This is a genomic window from Pantoea sp. PvP021, assembly GCF_054056055.1.
Genome location: NZ_JBSRXX010000007.1, coordinates 46,124 through 60,368, shown reverse-complemented (window position 1 = coordinate 60,368; position 14,245 = coordinate 46,124). Strand labels below are relative to the sequence as shown.

The 14,245-nt window shown below is 53.8% G+C and carries 16 protein-coding genes; 5 read left to right on the top strand and 11 right to left on the bottom strand.

The genetic code is table 11. The features are described from left to right. Positions 1-486: 486 nt before the first annotated feature. Entirely contained in the window at positions 487-2,820 is a 2,334-nt protein-coding gene (arcB, locus tag ACVKSX_RS17405) for an aerobic respiration two-component sensor histidine kinase ArcB (RefSeq protein WP_010251930.1), read from the top strand. An 888-nt stretch (positions 2,821-3,708) separates the two neighbouring features. Continuing rightward, positions 3,709-4,428 carry a monofunctional biosynthetic peptidoglycan transglycosylase gene (gene mtgA, locus ACVKSX_RS17400; protein ID WP_010251926.1) on the top strand — a complete coding sequence of 240 codons (720 nt, stop codon included), beginning with the start codon at positions 3,709-3,711 and terminating at the stop codon, positions 4,426-4,428. A gap of 3 nt (positions 4,429-4,431) precedes the next feature. Here mtgA and npr read toward each other — a convergent pair whose 3' ends face one another. The 11 genes from npr to ACVKSX_RS17345 form a co-directional block, all read right to left on the bottom strand. Next, entirely contained in the window at positions 4,432-4,704 is a 273-nt protein-coding gene (npr, locus tag ACVKSX_RS17395; protein ID WP_010251923.1) for a PTS phosphocarrier protein NPr, read from the bottom strand. Further along, the gene (rapZ, locus tag ACVKSX_RS17390; RefSeq protein WP_010251920.1) at positions 4,701-5,555 is read right to left on the bottom strand and encodes an RNase adapter RapZ; all 855 of its coding nucleotides are present in this window, start codon (positions 5,553-5,555) and stop codon (positions 4,701-4,703) included. Before rapZ ends, npr begins: the two co-directional genes overlap by 4 nt. A 47-nt stretch (positions 5,556-5,602) precedes the next feature. Continuing rightward, complete coding sequence (gene ptsN, locus ACVKSX_RS17385; RefSeq protein WP_010251916.1) at positions 5,603-6,082, bottom strand: PTS IIA-like nitrogen regulatory protein PtsN; 480 nt, start codon at positions 6,080-6,082, stop codon at positions 5,603-5,605. Positions 6,083-6,234: 152 nt separating this feature from the next. Beyond that, positions 6,235-6,522, bottom strand: a complete 288-nt coding sequence (gene hpf, locus ACVKSX_RS17380; protein WP_010251913.1) for a ribosome hibernation promoting factor — start codon at positions 6,520-6,522, stop codon at positions 6,235-6,237. A 21-nt stretch (positions 6,523-6,543) separates the two neighbouring features. Then, positions 6,544-7,977 (bottom strand): RNA polymerase factor sigma-54, encoded by a 1,434-nt coding sequence (gene rpoN / locus ACVKSX_RS17375; protein ID WP_010251911.1) that lies wholly within the window; start codon positions 7,975-7,977, stop codon positions 6,544-6,546. Positions 7,978-8,025: 48 nt separating this feature from the next. After that, the gene (gene lptB / locus ACVKSX_RS17370) at positions 8,026-8,751 is read right to left on the bottom strand and encodes an LPS export ABC transporter ATP-binding protein (protein ID WP_003851107.1); all 726 of its coding nucleotides are present in this window, start codon (positions 8,749-8,751) and stop codon (positions 8,026-8,028) included. A 5-nt stretch (positions 8,752-8,756) separates the two neighbouring features. After that, complete coding sequence (gene lptA, locus ACVKSX_RS17365; protein WP_010672013.1) at positions 8,757-9,308, bottom strand: lipopolysaccharide ABC transporter substrate-binding protein LptA; 552 nt, start codon at positions 9,306-9,308, stop codon at positions 8,757-8,759. Continuing rightward, positions 9,283-9,855 carry an LPS export ABC transporter periplasmic protein LptC gene (gene lptC, locus ACVKSX_RS17360; RefSeq protein ID WP_010251907.1) on the bottom strand — a complete coding sequence of 191 codons (573 nt, stop codon included), beginning with the start codon at positions 9,853-9,855 and terminating at the stop codon, positions 9,283-9,285. The genes lptA and lptC overlap by 26 nt, the downstream gene beginning before the upstream one ends. Next, positions 9,852-10,418: a 3-deoxy-manno-octulosonate-8-phosphatase KdsC gene (kdsC, locus tag ACVKSX_RS17355; protein WP_010251905.1), complete on the bottom strand. Its 567-nt coding sequence runs from the start codon at positions 10,416-10,418 to the stop codon at positions 9,852-9,854. The genes lptC and kdsC overlap by 4 nt, the downstream gene beginning before the upstream one ends. A gap of 13 nt (positions 10,419-10,431) precedes the next feature. Continuing rightward, complete coding sequence (kdsD, locus tag ACVKSX_RS17350) at positions 10,432-11,415, bottom strand: arabinose-5-phosphate isomerase KdsD (protein WP_010251903.1); 984 nt, start codon at positions 11,413-11,415, stop codon at positions 10,432-10,434. A gap of 16 nt (positions 11,416-11,431) precedes the next feature. Then, positions 11,432-12,412: a calcium/sodium antiporter gene (locus ACVKSX_RS17345; RefSeq protein WP_010251901.1), complete on the bottom strand. Its 981-nt coding sequence runs from the start codon at positions 12,410-12,412 to the stop codon at positions 11,432-11,434. Here ACVKSX_RS17345 and ACVKSX_RS17340 point away from each other — a divergent pair. From ACVKSX_RS17340 to mlaE, 3 genes are read left to right on the top strand one after another with little or no spacing between them, the layout of a single operon-like run. Beyond that, entirely contained in the window at positions 12,411-12,668 is a 258-nt protein-coding gene (locus ACVKSX_RS17340; protein ID WP_124889623.1) for a hypothetical protein, read from the top strand. The genes ACVKSX_RS17345 and ACVKSX_RS17340 overlap by 2 nt on opposite strands. Then, positions 12,640-13,455 (top strand): phospholipid ABC transporter ATP-binding protein MlaF, encoded by an 816-nt coding sequence (gene mlaF / locus ACVKSX_RS17335; protein WP_010251897.1) that lies wholly within the window; start codon positions 12,640-12,642, stop codon positions 13,453-13,455. Before ACVKSX_RS17340 ends, mlaF begins: the two co-directional genes overlap by 29 nt. Positions 13,456-13,459: 4 nt before the next feature. After that, entirely contained in the window at positions 13,460-14,242 is a 783-nt protein-coding gene (gene mlaE / locus ACVKSX_RS17330; protein ID WP_010251894.1) for a lipid asymmetry maintenance ABC transporter permease subunit MlaE, read from the top strand. Positions 14,243-14,245 lie beyond the last annotated feature (3 nt).

Here is a 14,245-nt window from a genome sequence, read left to right as displayed (position 1 = left end):
ATAAATGTGAACTGACTCACTGTAGTGCAGGCGTCAGATCTCTGCACCATGCTGGTGACAGGGTGTTAAGCAGCATTAAATGCTGTTCAGCACCCATGATGCATAGCATGTATCTGTTTTTCTTATGTCCGGTTATTTGAATGAAACCGCGGTTGGTTATAAGAAAAATTAATCAGCATGGGCATGCTTAAAACAGCATTAAAGATGAATGGCTATGCATATAAAAGGGTGTGCCTGTGCAACAGGACGCTGCCAGGATATTGAAAAAAGGCCGTACAGAGAAATCGGTGATTCGCTGGCGGCCTTACAGATTATTCATTTGGCACAGTCAGTCAAGGGTTTTAACCGCTTTGTCCTTAACGTCGCCGATCGGCGAGGCTGCTGCACCATAAAAGCGCATTTGATCCCTTATCTCCACGCGACGTGCTGCGACGGCAGCGGGTTAACTGCGCTATTATGAGGCTGTTTCTCTTCCAGGGAGTTGTTATGAAACAAATTCGTCTGTTGGCGCAGTACTACGTTGATTTAATGGTGAAGCTTGGACTGGTGAGGTTCTCGCTGCTGCTGGCGTCTGCGCTGGTGGTGCTGGCGATGATTGTCCAGATGGCGGTCACGATGGTACTGCGGGGCCATGTCGAGAGTATTGACGTGGTGCGTTCGGTCTTCTTCGGGCTGCTGATCACGCCCTGGGCAGTCTATTTCCTCTCGGTGGTGGTCGATCAGCTGGAGGAGTCACGGCAACGCCTGGCACGGCTGGTGGATAAGCTGGAAGAGATGCGTACCCGCGATCTGGAACTCAATCAGCAGATGAAAGAGACCATTACGCAGCTGAATCAGGAGATCAGCGATCGTAAAAAGGCGGAGCTGGCACGCGAACAGGTGATGGATAAGCTGCGTGAAGAGGTAACGCGTCGTGAGCAGGCACAGATTGAGCTGGAACAGCAATCCTCCTTCCTGCGCTCCTTCCTGGATGCCTCGCCTGACCTGGTGTTCTATCGCAACATCGATAAACAGTTCTCCGGCTGCAACCGTGCAATGGAGCTGCTGACCGGCAAAAGCGAAAAGCAGCTGATTGGCCTGACGCCGCGCGATATCTATGATGATGAAGCGGCCACTAAGGTGCTGGAAACGGACGAAAAGGTGTTCCGCCACAACGTCTCGCTGACCTATGAACAGTGGCTGCAATATCCCGACGGACGCAAAGCCTGCTTCGAGATCCGTAAAGTGCCTTACTACGACCGCGTGGGTAAGCGCAGCGGATTGATGGGCTTTGGTCGCGATATAACCGAACGTAAGCGCTATCAGGACGCGTTAGAGAACGCCAGCCGGGAGAAGACCACCTTTATCTCTACGATCAGCCACGAGCTTCGTACGCCGCTTAATGGCATTGTCGGCCTGAGCCGCATCCTGCTGGACACCGACCTCAATCAGGAACAGCTGAAATATCTCAAAACCATCCACGTCTCCGCCATCACGCTGGGCAACATCTTTAATGATGTGATTGAGGTGGACAAAATCGAGCGCCGTAAAGTACAGCTGGATAATCAGCCGCTCGACTTCACCGGTTTCCTGGCCGATTTAGAAAACCTCTCTGGCCTGCTGGCACAGCCGAAAGGGCTGAAGTTTGTGCTCGCGCCGCAACTGCCGCTGCCGCATATGATCTCGACCGATGGAACGCGTCTGCGCCAGATTCTGTGGAACCTGATTGGTAACGCCGTGAAGTTCACCCAGCAGGGCGAGATCGTGGTGCGGGTAACCTATGAGCAGGACGAGACGCTGCGCTTTGAGGTGCAGGACTCCGGCATGGGTATCCGTCAGGAGGAGCAGGACAAGATCTTCGCTATGTATTATCAGGTCAAAGATCAGCATGGCGGTAAACCGGCTACCGGTACCGGCATCGGACTGGCAGTATCACGCCGCCTGGCGCAGGCGATGGGCGGTGATATCCGGGTGCACAGTGCGCCGGGACAGGGTTCCTGCTTCACTGTAGAGATTAAAGCGCCACGCATTGCTGAAGAGGTGGAGGATGAAGGCGTGGACGACAGCCTGCCACTGCCTGCGCTGCACGTGCTGCTGGTTGAAGATATTGAGCTCAATGTGATTGTCGCGCGCTCGGTACTGGAGAAGCTGGGCTGCAGTGTAGAGGTCGCCATGACCGGCAGCGAGGCGCTGGCGATGTTTGACCCGCTGGAGTTTGACCTGGTGCTGCTGGACATTCAGCTGCCCGATATGACCGGGCTGGATGTCTCACGTGCGATTCGCCAGCAGTACCAGGGAACGCATCTGCCCCCGCTGGTTGCTCTTACCGCCAATGTTCTCAAAGACAAAAAAGAGTACTTCGATGCGGGAATGGATGACGTGCTCAGCAAACCGCTGGCAGTGCCGGCACTCACTGCGATGATTAAAAAGTACTGGGATTATCAGGCAGAACCGGAAGAGGAGATCGCTGATGTCAGCGATGACAAAACCCGGATGCTGCTGGATGTCGCGATGCTCGAACAGTATATCGAGCTGGTTGGTCCCAGCCTGATTACCCAAAGCCTGACGATGTTTGAAAAGATGATGCCGGACTACCTTGCGGTGCTGGAATCGAATCTGATGGCGCGCGATCAGAAAGGCATTGCTGAAGAGGGGCACAAAATCAAAGGGGCGGCGGGTTCGGTCGGGCTGCAGCGTTTGCAGATGCTGGCGAAACAGATTCAGAGTCCGGAGTTACCGGCGTGGTGGGACAATGTGGGTGAATGGATTGATGAGCTGAAGCATGAATGGCGACACGATGTGCAGGTATTACGCGACTGGGTGGCAGAGCAGGATAAGTGATACCCCGGAAAAAAATGACCCCAGCCGAGGCCGGGGTGCGCGAAATACTGCGCCAACACCAGGGAAATCATTGCGGCCGCTATGATTTGAATAATTAATGCAGCCGCAGGGTATTGGTTAACACTGTCATCACCTTAGCAAATTCATCTTCTCATGCGACAAGATTCATTAAAATATGTGATATTGAGCAGCGTTTAAATACAGAAAACATTAATTTGGCAACACAGTCAAGTAAGGAATTAATTTCTGTGCTGTGTTGCTGCTATTTTAATCAGTTTTACGCTTTTTCGTGTAGTTTTAATGCTGCCGGGCAGGGAAACTGAGGCTGAGCAGCACCAAAGTGAGCCGCCGTTAACATGTGCCTTTTGAGTGAGGCTAACGCGCTGATATTGCAAGCGCGCTGCCTGAAATGACACGAATTATCCAAAACGATTTGGAATGATAAAAAAGAATCTAAAAGTTTGTCCTTCTGTCGTTCTGCTATCAGGGTTATTACTGGAAGGAAATAGTGCCATTCTGGCAACCCGTGACGCCATTAAGCGCTGCTTATTTATCCGTTATAACGATAATTCTGATTAACCTTTGGGCGCGGCAGGATTAAGAAAATAATAACAGTTAAGCATAGTAAATGATTCATGCGGGCGCTTATTACTCATTATTAAGTGTTTATCTGGAAAGATGCTAAGCAATGGCAATGAATGGAACCGATTCCTTTTTTGCGGAAGTACTTGAACTATTTCGAACTGTTGCAGCATGTTGATGCAAAATGATTGAATAAAGTCTGGAAACAGCCTGTCAGTTTTCAGCGATAATCGTAAAAAGGCTGCTTTTTTAGCAGTGATTACATGAGTGATTGATTAACGTCTGAAACAAGTGTGGGAAGATTGCATGAACAAGCATAAAGGAAGCGTCGGACAGCGTATCAGACGTATTGTTGGTCGTATCGTACTGGTGTGGCTGGGAATATGGCTGGCGGGCATTTTACTCTTTTCGTTCTTACCCGTGCCGTTCTCAGCGGTGATGGCTGAACGACAGATCGGAGCCTGGTTACGCGGTGATTTTAGTTATGTCGCCCATTCAGACTGGGTCGGCCATGACGAGATTTCGCCCTGGATGGGGCTGGCCGTTATCGCCTCAGAAGATCAAAAGTTTCCCACCCATTGGGGCTTTGATGTGGCGGCGATTGAGTCTGTACTGGATAACAGCGATAGCCGGATGCGTGGGGCGTCCACGCTGTCTCAACAGACGGCGAAGAATCTGTTCCTCTGGGATGGTCGCAGCTGGGTGCGTAAAGGTCTGGAAGCGGGTCTGACGGTAGGAATTGAAACGGTCTGGACGAAGCGGCGTATTTTAACCGTCTATCTCAATATTGCGGAGTTCGGGCCCGGCATCTTTGGCGTTGAGGCGGCTTCTCAGCGTTACTTCCATAAGCCTGCCAGCCGGCTGACCGCAGCAGATGCCGCCTTACTGGCAGCGGTGCTGCCTAATCCGATACGTTATCGTGCTGCTGCACCCTCAGGCTACGTCAGAGAGCGGCAGCAGTGGATACTGCGTCAGATGCGCCAGCTTGGCGGGGAAGGCTTCCTGCAGCGTAATCAGCTCGATTAAGCGTTAATCTTCATCGAAACCCGCTTCAAATAACTCAATGACCGCTGCCAGCGCCGGGATCTCCTCCGGGCCGCTGGCTTCAATCTCAATGTGGCCGCCTTTTGCCGAGTCGAGCATCAGCAGCGCAATCACGCTGCTGGCTTCGGCTTCAGTGCCCGCTTCATTGCGCAGTAATACTTCGGCATCAAAGCTCTGCACCAGCTCAAATAACTTCATCGCCGGACGTGCATGCATGCCCAGCTTATTTTTGATTTCTACAGTTTGTCTGACGGTCATGATTTGCGCTTTTCCAGCGTACGATGGCGTGACTGCACATTCTTACCCCGTGAACGGAAGTAATCTGCCAGCTGTTCTGCAATATAGACTGAGCGGTGTTTACCGCCGGTGCAGCCAATCGCCACGGTAAGATAGCTACGGTTATTGGTCTCCAGCATCGGCAGCCAGAGTTCAAGGTAGCTGCGCGTCTGGTAGATAAAATTATGCACTTCAGTGTGGCGATCAAGGAAGGCCGCCACAGGACGATCGAGGCCGGTCATCGGGCGCAGTTTGGGATCCCAGTGGGGGTTGGGCAGAAAGCGCACGTCAAATACATAGTCAGCGTCAATCGGAATGCCATGCTTGAAGCCAAACGACTCAAACACCATGGTCAGCTCACGTTCACGCTTGCCCAGCAGGCGGGTACGCAGCATCTCTGCCAGCTCGTGCACCGACATCTCTGAGGTGTCGATGATCAGATCGGCACGCGAACGAAGTGGCTCCAGCAGATCGCTCTCTTCATCAATCGCGCTCTCCAGCGAGAGGTTTTTGCTGGAGAGGGGATGCAGACGGCGCGTATCGCTGTAACGACGAATCAGGGTGTTGCGATCGGCGTCGAGAAACAGCAGCTGAGGGGAAAATGTATCAGGCAGATTATTCAGTGCGGTTTCAAAAATTTCCGGGGATTCGGGCATATTACGCACGTCGATGCTGACCGCCGCCGAAATATTGCGCTCAGCCAGCGAGTTAGCTAACTCAGGCAGCAGCACGACCGGCAGGTTATCAACGCAGTAGAACCCCATATCTTCCAGCGCACGGAGCGCCACTGACTTCCCCGAGCCTGAACGACCGCTAACGATCATCAGCACCATGACCTTCTCTCCCGTTTTAAAACCGGCACCGGGCCGGTAAAGACGCGTTACTGCTCCGACTGGACTTCCGTAATAATGGCATAGAGCTCTTCATCACTCTGCGCTGCGCGCAGACGACGGCAAACCGTTTTATCTGCCAGACGCTTTGCCACCAGTGACAGGGTGTGCAGATGTGTTTTGCACTGGTCAGCCGGGACCAGTAAGGCAAACAACAGATCGACCGGCTGGTTGTCGACGGCATCAAACGCAATCGGCTGTTCGAGGCTGATAAACACCCCAACCGCGCGCAGCGTATCCTCTTCCAGCTTGCCGTGCGGGATGGCTATCCCGTTACCAATACCGGTACTGCCCATGCGTTCGCGGGTCAGGATCGCTTCGAAAAGCGTCTGGTGCGGCAGGTTGAGCTGCTTAGCGGCCAGTTCGCTGATGATTTCCAGCGCACGTTTTTTGCTCTGGCAGTGGACGCCGCTGCGGGTGCAGTCTGGCGAAAGCACTGTGCTCAATTCCAGTGTGAGATCGTTGTTCATTATCGTTTCACTTGCGTGTTCACCAGGCCATTCACCGCCAGCGCGTATTGACGCGTGTGACAAACGGCGCCTGCTCAGATGACAAAACGGGGCGGATTATCCGCCCCATCCTGTCGGCTCTGCGCGCCAGGCGCGCGTCGCTAGCGTGAAGGTTAGTGTTTTTTCAGTTTATCTTTGTGTTTGGTCAGCTGACGGGTGAGCTTATCGATCAGTCCGTCAATGGCCGCATACATATCTTCCGCTTCGGATGTGGCGTGCAGCTCGCCACCATTCACGTGTAGTGTTGCGTCAGCCACCTGCGTGACTTTCTCAACCTTCAGGACAATATAGACCTGATTGATATGTTCAAAATAGTGTTCCAGTTTGGCAAATTTACCGTTGACGAATTCACGCAGAGGTGGAGTGATTTCAACGTGTTGCCCGGTCAGGTTCAGCTGCATAGGTCTTCCTTCTCATTTCTTTCAAACCAGTTGTTTACGCTGGTTCGATGGCGGGATGGATAAAGACTCACGATATTTGGCGACGGTACGCCGTGCCACCATGATCCCCTGATCAGATAACATGGAGGTCAGTTTACTGTCGCTCAAGGGTTTGGCTGGATTTTCCGCCGAAATTAATTTTTTCACCAGGGCACGAATCGCGGTAGAGGAGGCTTCACCGCCACCTTCGGTATTCACGTGACTGGAGAAAAAGTACTTCAGTTCAAAAATGCCACGCGGGCTGTGCAGATACTTCTGCGTGGTAACGCGGGAGATGGTCGATTCGTGCATCTCAACGGCCTGAGCGATATCCGCCAGCACCATCGGGCGCATAAATTCTTCACCCTGCTCGAAAAAGGCCTGCTGCTGCTCAACAATACAGCGCGTCACTTTCAGCAGGGTATCATTGCGGCTTTCCAGGCTCTTAATCAGCCAGCGGGCTTCCTGCAGATTACTGCGAATGAACTGGCTGTCGCTGTCGTTCCGCGTCGCGCCGCTCATTGCCGCATAGTGCTGATTGATCTTCAGGCGTGGCACGCTATCGGCATTGAGTTCAACCGTCCAGCGGCTGCCGATCTTACGCACCAGCACATCGGGAATGACATATTCTGGTTCGCCGGTGTTGATCGACTGACCCGGACGCGGGTCCAGCGACTGAATCAGCAGCATCGCCTCTTTCAGCACCTCTTCTTTGAGGCGTGTGACCCGCATCAGGCTGCGGAAATCGTGGTTTGCCAGCAGATCGAGATGTTCGCTGACGATCAGGCGCGCCTCTGCCAGCATCGGCGTTTCGGGCGCATATTGTGAAAGCTGCACCAGCAGGCAGTCACGCAGGTCGCGCGCGCCAACACCAATCGGGTCAAAGCGCTGGATGCGTTTCAGCACCGCTTCAACTTCATCCGCTTCGAGCTCATCATCGCCGATGCTGTCAAGGATCTCCTCAAGCGAAACGGTGAGATACCCGGTGTCATCAATAGCATCGACAATAGAGGTGGCAATGGCGCGATCGGTATCGCTGAACGGCGTCAGGCCGACCTGCCACATCAGATAATCCTGCAGCGACTGGGTTGTTTCGCCCTGATAAACCGGTAACTCATCATCCTGGTAATCGGTGCCGGTGCCGGAAGGCGTACCCGCGGTGTAGATCTCATCCCAGGTCGCATCCAGCGGCAGTTCATCAGGCATCTCTTTCTGCTCAAGCGCTTCGCGTGTATCCAGCGCCTCGGCCTCTGAAGACTCCCGTGAATCGATCTCTTCATGCAGGTCAGTCTGCTCAAGCAGCGGATTACTTTCCAGCGCAAGCTGAAGCTCCTGCTGGAGTTCAAGCGTAGAGAGTTGCAGCAGGCGAATCGCCTGTTGCAATTGCGGAGTCATTGCCAGCTGTTGGCTGAACCTGAGTTGTAAACCTTGCTTCATAGACAGGATGATCGTTCCCAGGTAAACATCGGTATTAACGACACCTTATCAGAGTCTGAACTCTTCACCCAAATAAACCCGCTTAACCTGCTCATCCGCAAGAATTTCATTCGGTGTGCCGTGTGCGATCAGGTGCCCCTGGCTGACGATATAAGCCCGCTCACAGACCGCTAACGTTTCGCGTACGTTATGGTCGGTAATCAGCACACCGAGGCCGCTGTCACGCAGATGCTCAATGATCTTCTTAATGTCGATAACGGAGATGGGGTCAACACCGGCAAAAGGTTCATCCAGCAGGATAAATTTAGGATTAGCCGCCAGCGCCCGCGCAATCTCAACACGACGTCGCTCACCACCCGAAAGTGCCTGGCCCATGCTGTCGCGCAGGTGCTCAATGTGAAACTCTTCCATCAGCTCACGGGCACGATCCTGGCGTTGCTCTTCGGTCAGATCGTCACGGATCTGCAAGACCGCCATCAGGTTATCGTAGACGCTGAGGCGACGGAAGATCGATGCCTCCTGCGGCAGATAGCCGATGCCACGACGCGCACGGGCATGCAGCGGCAGGATGCTGATATCTTCATCATCAATAATAATGCGGCCAGCGTCACGCGGCACAATGCCCACTACCATGTAAAAGGTGGTGGTTTTACCGGCACCGTTCGGGCCCAGCAGGCCGACAATCTCGCCGGATTTTACCTGCAGGCTGACATCTTCTACCACGCGACGGCCTTTATATGCCTTCGCCAGGTTTTCTGCGATTAATGTGGCCATAGCTATCAGTTACTCTTCTTTCCGCTGTTGGACGAACCTTTGTCCTGAAGTTGCGACGGCACCAGTACAGTCGTGACGCGCTTGTTCTGGCCCTGACTGAAAGCCTGCATTTTCTGCTCTTTCACCAGGTAGGTAATACGATCGCCTTTGATGTTGCTGTCCTGCTGCTCAATGAACGCATTGCCGGTCAGTTCAACGAAATCATTAGCCAGTTCATAGTGCAGTTTTGCGGCATGGCCCTGCACCGGCTTACCGCTGTCCTGCATCTGATAGAAGGTGGCGGGATTACCGTAGGCGTCAACGATGGTTTTCTTGCTGTCGCCGCCCGGACGGGTCACCACGACTTTATCTGCCGTGATTTTAATTGAGCCCTGCGTCACGATGACATTGCCGGTAAAGGTCGCGACATTGCCTTGCAAATCCAGCGCCTGATTCTGCGAGTCAATATTGACGGGCTTGTCCGAGTCACCGGTCAGAGCCAGCGCCGGAACGCTGGTTGCCAGCAGCATGCTGGCCAGTAAAAGCTTCAGGCTATTTTTGTTCATTTTGAATTTCATAAGAGGTTTTGACCTTCTCGATTAACTCGGCGTTTTTTGTCCGTAAATTGCCGCGCATTTTCATGCCGGTGGAGTTAAAACTGCGGCCATACAATGTCACCTGGTCATCAGAGGTAACGTCCTGAGTGACAAGATTAATCTGGGCGTTATCGGTTTTGATCCGCTCAAGCTGAGAATCCTGCGTCAGCGTATTCAGCTCAACATGGCCATACAGGTAAAGCATACGATCTTTGGTGAGCTTTGCTTTATCCGCGCGTAACGTCCAGGTAGGGATTTTGTTCTCATCAAAGGTGGTCATGACCGGATTGTCGAACCAGCTCAGTTCATCATCCGAGAAATAGGTCACTTTGTCAGAGACCAGTTTATATGACAGCGCGCCCTGCGGGTTATAAACCACAGTGTGTGAATCAGCACTGGTGTAGGTCGGTGACTGACTGTCCGTGCCGACTGGCGTGCCATCGTCATCCTGGTTAGTAAGATTCCAGCCGATCAAAACCAGTGCAATCAAGGTCAGAATCAGCGTTATCCAACGCCTGCTTTTACTCATACTGATTGCCCTTTGGCATCCTCAAATTTGTTCTGCGCCATTAAGATCAGGTCACATACTTCGCGAACTGCACCGCGTCCACCGGCAATCCGCGTGACATAATGCGCGCGCGGCAACAGGATCGGATGTGCATCCGCCACCGCCACGCTTAATCCCACTTTTGCCATAACCGGCCAGTCGATCAGATCGTCACCGATGTAGGCGACCTGGTCGTCGGAAAGAGACAGTTTATCCAGAAGTTCACGATAGGCCAAAAGCTTATCCGATTGTCCCTGATAAAGATGACGGATGCCGAGCGTTTTACAGCGATCTTCCATCAGACGGGCATTGCGGCCGGTAATAATAGCCACTTCCACATCGGAGGTCAGCAAACAGCGAACGCCGTAACCGTCCCGCACGTTGAATGCCTTCAGCTCTTCGCCATTATTCCCCATGTAGATCACCCCGTCGGACATCACGCCATCGACATCGCAGATCAGCAGACGAATCCTGCTGGCGCGCGCCATAACGTCAGCGCTGACCGGGCCGTAGCAGGTTTCAATCGGGTGGGTTGCCTGTTGCATTTTCTCTTCCTGTTCAGACTACGCCAGCGCGCAGCATGTCATGCATATGTACCACACCGAGCAGATGGTCGTCATCGGCCACCAGAATTGAGGTAATGTTTTTGGTCTGCATCAGGTTCAGGGCTTCCACCGCCAGCATATTAGGCCGGACGCGGATGCCACCTGGCGTCATCACTTCCCCGATGGTGGCGCGCTGGAAATCGATGCCCATATCAAAGATGCGGCGCAGGTCACCATCGGTAAAGATACCTTCAATTTTCATCAGATCGTCGACGATCACCGTCAGCCCCAGATTTTTGCGGGTAATCTCCAGCAGCGCATCGCGCAGCGAGGCGTCCCGTGTGACGTGCGGCAGTTCATCGCCACTGTGCATGATATCAGCCACATGCAGCAGCAGTTTACGACCCAGCGCACCGCCAGGATGGGACAAAGCAAAGTCTTCGGCGGTGAAGCCGCGCGCTTCCAGCAGCGAAACCGCCAGCGCGTCACCCATCACCAGCGTGGCCGTGGTGCTGGTGGTCGGTGCCAGACCCAGCGGGCAGGCTTCCTGCGGAACATGGACACACAGATGCACATCGGCAACCCGGCCCATCGCACTGTCAGGCCTTCCGGTCATGCAGATCAGCGTAATGTGCTGACGCTTTAAAACCGGAATCAGCGCGAGGATTTCGTTCGACTCACCGCTGTTGGAGATGGCGATGACCACATCATTTTTGCTCACCATGCCCAGATCGCCATGGCTGGCTTCGGCCGGATGAACAAAAAAAGCGGGCGTGCCGGTACTGGCAAAGGTCGCCGCCATTTTTTTGCCGATATGGCCAGACTTGCCCATGCCCATCACCACCACTTTCCCCTGACAGGCGTAGATCAGGGCGCAGGCGCGGGCGAAATCGTCGTTAATATATTGATCGAGTTGTTCCAGACCTTCGCGCTCAATGCGCAGTACGGTTTTCCCCGCCTGCTGGAAATCAAATGCTGTTGGTTGCTGATATGACATAGTGAGTCTGTCCTTGTTAGCCGTCCATGAATGCCGGCTGCATCCACAGCAGCGTCACCCAGACGAAGAAACCACAGAGTAAAAATAAGCCTGCCGTACGGCCAACGCGGCGGCGACGTAGCAGGCAGAGCAGGGCAAACAGCACGCTGACTCCCAGCATCACCCAGTAATCACGGGCGAAGGCGTGATAATCGACACTGCCAGGGTGAATCAGCGCAGGCAGACCCAGCACAATGGCAATATTATAAATGTTGGCGCCGATCAGATTGCCGATCGCGATATCATCTTCGCCTTTCAGCGCACCGGCAATAACCGTTGCCAGCTCGGGCAGGCTGGTGCCCACGGCGATCAGCGTCAGGCCCATCACCAGTTCGCTGACGCCAAAATAGTCGGCAAACGCCGTGGCATTGTCGATCACCATTCGTGTCGACATCGGCAGGATAATCAGCGCGACGGCCAGCCAGAGAAAGGCCACCGTATTTCCGCTCTCTTCGCGTGGCAGCTCGGCCAGCTGCTCGCGGGTCAGGGTGTCGTTGTTATCTCGTTCTGCTTTACGCGCAATGCGAATCACCACCATCAGATAAATCGCGGCAATGGCGATCAGGCCTATTCCATCCAGTCGACTAAGCTGATTGTCAAACAGCATGAAACCGCTGAGCAGGGTAACCAGCAACATTAACGGCAGTTCACGGCGTATCAGATTAGAATGGACGCTGAGCGGGTGCATAAGCGCAGCGGCACCCAGGATGAGTAAAATATTGGTAATATTCGAGCCGAGCGCGGTGCCAACAGCAAGATCCATCTGGCCATGCTGCGCCGCGGAAAAGGAGAGGATCATCTCTGGCAGCGAGGTGCCGATGCTGACAACGGTCATGCCAATAATCAGTGGCGGGATGCCAAATGATCGACACAGTATAGAGGCGCTAAACACCAGACGATCGGCACCATATGCCAGTAAAAGCAAACCGATAATCAGCAGTGCAGAAGCTACGAACATGAAAAATCCTTGCGTAAAAACCCAGGCCGGCAATGCCTTTCCCGACCGGTTTAAGGTTCTGTTTGGCGAGACAGGCGCTGATTTTGACCGTCCGGACGGCAAAAGTAAATTTAATGACCATTTTCGCCAAATCTTAGCGGTAAGTTTCTGTAAAGCTATCGTGAATCAGGACCGAACAGGCTACCATCGTACCCCATGTTTACGCCCGATCCTTACAAGAGGTTATAATGATCCAGCAGCAATCGAATCTGGTTGAGGTTCGTGGCGTGAGTTTTTCGCGCGGAGATCGCACCATCTTCGATGACATTTCGCTGACCGTGCCAAAAGGCAAAGTGACGGCGATAATGGGGCCGTCGGGGATAGGAAAAACCACGCTGCTACGCTTGATTGGGGGGCAACTTCAGCCGACCAGCGGTGAAATCTTTTTCCGTGGTGAAAACATTCCGTCATTGTCTCGCACTAAATTGTACGAAGCGCGCAAAAAAATGAGCATGCTGTTCCAGTCTGGCGCGCTGTTTACTGACCTGACGGTCTATGAAAATGTTGCCTGGCCGCTGCGTGAACATACCCGTCTGCCTCCTCCGTTGCTGCACAGCACAGTGCTGATGAAGCTGGAAGCGGTGGGTCTGCGTGGCGCGGCCCAGCTGAAGCCCGCGGAGCTGTCGGGCGGAATGGCGCGTCGTGTGGCACTGGCGCGCGCTATAGCGCTGGAGCCGGAACTGATCATGTTTGATGAGCCTTTCGTCGGTCAGGATCCGATCACGATGGGCGTGCTGGTAAAACTCATTGATGAACTGAACCATGCTCTGGGCCTGACCTGTATTGTGGTCTCGCACGACGTACCGGAAGTACTGAGTATTGCGGACTATGCCTATATCGTGGCCGGACAAAAAATTATCGCACACGGCACCACGCCGGAGTTGCGAGCGAACAATGACCCGCGCGTTCGCCAGTTTATTGATGGCGATGCGGATGGTCCGGTTCCCTTCCGTTTTCCTGCCGGCGACTATCTCGCTGATTTAACCGGCTCAGGGAGTAACTAAACTGATGGTGTTGAAGGCGCTGGCGACATTTGGACGTCAGGGAATTGAAACGTGCGCCAGTTTTGGACGCGCAGGACTCATGCTCTTTCATGCGCTGGTGGGCAAGCCAGCGTTCCGCAGACACACGCCGCTACTGATTAAACAACTTTATAGCGTCGGCGTGCTGTCGCTGCTGATCATCGTGGTTTCCGGTCTGTTTATCGGCATGGTGCTTGGCCTTCAGGGTTATCTGGTCTTAAACACCTATGGCGCGGAAACCAGCCTCGGTATGCTGGTGGCGCTGTCATTGCTGCGCGAACTGGGGCCGGTTGTGACCGCGCTGCTGTTCGCCGGACGGGCAGGGTCTGCGCTGACCGCCGAAATCGGCCTGATGAAGGCCACCGAACAGCTCTCCAGTATGGAGATGATGGCGGTTGACCCGTTGCGCCGGGTGGTCTCGCCGCGCTTCTGGGCCGGTTTTATCAGTATGCCGTTACTGACGCTGATTTTTACCGCGGTAGGGATTGCCGGTGGGGCGCTGGTCGGGGTGAGCTGGAAAGGGATTGATCCTGGTTTCTTCTGGTCGGCGATGCAGAATGCCGTCGATTTTCGTGCCGATGTGGTTAACTGCCTGATTAAAAGTGCGGTATTTGCCATTACCGTGACGTGGATTGCGCTGTTTAACGGCTATGATGCGATTCCAACCTCTGAAGGGATCAGTCGCGCGACGACGCGCACTGTGGTGCACGCGTCACTGGCGGTGCTCGGATTGGATTTTGTGCTGACAGCACTGATGTTTGGGAATTGATGC

Excerpts from the sequence above, each read along its gene's own strand:
- hpf (WP_010251913.1), bottom strand. The coding sequence starts at position 6,522 with ATGCAGCTGAACCTGACCGGGCAACACGTTGAAATCACTCCACCTCTG.
- ptsN (WP_010251916.1), bottom strand. The coding sequence starts at position 6,082 with ATGAACAACGATCTCACACTGGAATTGAGCACAGTGCTTTCGCCAGAC.
- lptB (WP_003851107.1), bottom strand. The coding sequence starts at position 8,751 with ATGGCCACATTAATCGCAGAAAACCTGGCGAAGGCATATAAAGGCCGT.
- npr (WP_010251923.1), bottom strand. The coding sequence starts at position 4,704 with ATGACCGTCAGACAAACTGTAGAAATCAAAAATAAGCTGGGCATGCAT.
- lptA (WP_010672013.1), bottom strand. The coding sequence starts at position 9,308 with ATGAAATTCAAAATGAACAAAAATAGCCTGAAGCTTTTACTGGCCAGC.
- mtgA (WP_010251926.1), top strand. The coding sequence starts at position 3,709 with ATGAACAAGCATAAAGGAAGCGTCGGACAGCGTATCAGACGTATTGTT.
- ACVKSX_RS17345 (WP_010251901.1), bottom strand. The coding sequence starts at position 12,412 with ATGTTCGTAGCTTCTGCACTGCTGATTATCGGTTTGCTTTTACTGGCA.
- rpoN (WP_010251911.1), bottom strand. The coding sequence starts at position 7,977 with ATGAAGCAAGGTTTACAACTCAGGTTCAGCCAACAGCTGGCAATGACT.
- lptC (WP_010251907.1), bottom strand. The coding sequence starts at position 9,855 with ATGAGTAAAAGCAGGCGTTGGATAACGCTGATTCTGACCTTGATTGCA.
- mlaF (WP_010251897.1), top strand. The coding sequence starts at position 12,640 with ATGATCCAGCAGCAATCGAATCTGGTTGAGGTTCGTGGCGTGAGTTTT.
- kdsD (WP_010251903.1), bottom strand. The coding sequence starts at position 11,415 with ATGTCATATCAGCAACCAACAGCATTTGATTTCCAGCAGGCGGGGAAA.
- rapZ (WP_010251920.1), bottom strand. The coding sequence starts at position 5,555 with ATGGTGCTGATGATCGTTAGCGGTCGTTCAGGCTCGGGGAAGTCAGTG.
- kdsC (WP_010251905.1), bottom strand. The coding sequence starts at position 10,418 with ATGCAACAGGCAACCCACCCGATTGAAACCTGCTACGGCCCGGTCAGC.
- arcB (WP_010251930.1), top strand. The coding sequence starts at position 487 with ATGAAACAAATTCGTCTGTTGGCGCAGTACTACGTTGATTTAATGGTG.
- mlaE (WP_010251894.1), top strand. The coding sequence starts at position 13,460 with ATGGTGTTGAAGGCGCTGGCGACATTTGGACGTCAGGGAATTGAAACG.
- ACVKSX_RS17340 (WP_124889623.1), top strand. The coding sequence starts at position 12,411 with ATGAAAAATCCTTGCGTAAAAACCCAGGCCGGCAATGCCTTTCCCGAC.